Source organism: Mesorhizobium sp. M2A.F.Ca.ET.037.01.1.1, from assembly GCF_003998075.1.
GTDB lineage: Bacteria > Pseudomonadota > Alphaproteobacteria > Rhizobiales > Rhizobiaceae > Mesorhizobium.
This window is the reverse complement of record NZ_RZSA01001127.1, coordinates 1-1,939: the sequence shown is the minus strand read 5'-3', so window position 1 is coordinate 1,939 and position 1,939 is coordinate 1. Positions and strand designations below refer to the sequence as shown.

Here is a 1,939-nt window from a genome sequence, read left to right as displayed (position 1 = left end):
CACCATCCTGGTCGACATCGTCGACGACGTGCCAGCTTACACCCTCGTCAATGACGGTAATCACGACGGCATCGTCAGTTTGTCGGTACTCAATCCGGCAGCGACTACAACCTATACCGGTCAGTTCGCCGAATGGCAGTATGGAGCGGACGGGTTTGGCAGCATTTCTGCCACGGGGCAGAACGTGCAAGTTGCTTCGAGTTCATCGTCCCAGATCGTGCTGAACCTGATGGACGGCTCCGATGTCGCTGCCGTCCTGACGCTGAATGCCGACGGCACCGACTCGCTGCAGGTTCTGCACCGGGCAGGTGATGTCGTCTTTACTCCAATCGCGGCGACTTCAGCGACAGCCGGGGGACCGACAGGTTCACTGATCGTGGACTTGGGCGCTGCCACCGACTTCAATATTCTTGTGACCGGCGATGACGGCGTTGCCCCCACCGGCCAATCTGGCGATTTGGTGAACACCAGTAACCAAGGCTGGGCGGTCAAGGGGAGTTCTGGCCAGACAAATGACCCCGGTGAATCCATAAAATTCGCATTCGTCAACGATAGTAACAATACGACCCCCCATAGCGTCGACGATTTCAAGTTCACGACCGAGGGCTACACGGGCGGCATGTCGACGGCCAAGATCACCGTCCTGGTTTACACCGATGCCACGCATTATGACCAGGTGACGCTCAACGTGACGTCCGGCCAGGTAATTCAGATCAGCCAGCTTAACTGGTCGGCTGTCGCGGGTACCGCCAATTATGTAGTCGGCGACGACATTTACGCGGTCAAAGTCCTCAGCGATGCCTCAAATAGCGGCGGATTCCGTCTAAACGGCGTCGAGGTCGGCTCGCAGTCAGAAGCGCCGCCGTCAGATCTGGACTTCAACGGCATCAACGTATCGATCACGGATGGCGACGGCGATGTCTCGACGCAGACCTTCAATGTCCACATCGATGGCACAGCAGGCAGTCAGCTGACGGTCGAGTCCATCGCGGGCACTTCCGGAGACGACAATCTCCTTGGCACCGGCGGCAATGACACGCTGGTCGGCGGCGCAGGCAACGACTTCCTGGACGGTGCCGCTGGCAACGACATCCTGATCGGTGGGCTGGGCTTCAATCACCTCACCGGCGGCTCGGGCAACGATACGTTTGTGATCGATCCATCCAAGCTTTCGGTCCACGTGGCCGATGTAATCGCGGACTACACACCCGGCCAGGATGTTATTGACCTGTCTGATCTCCTCAAATCACTAGGTGCCGGCGCGCCGACTACCGATGCGCAGGCAGGTTCCTCGATCGATGTTACCTTCTCGGGCGGCGCGGCTCATGTGATGGTTGACAACAATGGCACGGCGGCTGGCGGAAGCATGGTCGAGGTGGCCTCGTTGACGGGAGTTGCAAGCGGCTCTGTAATCAGCATCCTCTATGATCACAATCAGCCGACCCATACGGAGACTGTGACCTGACGATGCGATCGTCTGGATGACGCAAACTTTGGTGGCTCGGGGGCGTGGCGCAAAGCCACGCTTCCATGCTAGACATTAGCGAAACGTGAATTCGCAATTCGAAGAGGGGCTTACATGAGACATTCCGCACGATTGCTGGCCTCGGCCGCGGCGCTGTTTTTGGCCGGGTCGACGGGCTTCGCCGCCGACATCATCGGCGAGCCGGCGGTGAATTATTGCCGCACCGTCGGCACATCGGACCTGGTGCTGACCGACAACATGGTCGAGCTCAAGGACCATGTGGTGAAGCTGATGGACGAATCGGTCGCCGTCGCCAACAGCCCGGAATGGATCAACTCGTCGCGTCCCGCCTTCGTCTGGGCGTCGGAAGCCAAGGTCGCCTGCGGCATGGCCTATGGCTACCTCAAGACGAACTACAAGGACGAAGACACGCTCAACAAATGCGAGTGCTTCCACGACCGCATGGTCGAGTAC

General features: G+C 58.9%; 2 protein-coding genes. Both read left to right on the top strand.

Going from position 1 to position 1,939, the window contains the following annotated elements; all coding sequences use genetic code 11:
* On the top strand, positions 1 to 1,465 hold a 1,465-nt coding region (locus tag EOA27_RS43060; RefSeq protein ID WP_127258471.1), incomplete at its 5' end, for a type I secretion C-terminal target domain-containing protein.
* 114 nt (positions 1,466 to 1,579) lie between these two features.
* On the top strand, positions 1,580 to 1,939 hold a 360-nt coding region (locus tag EOA27_RS34195; protein WP_127258469.1), incomplete at its 3' end, for a hypothetical protein.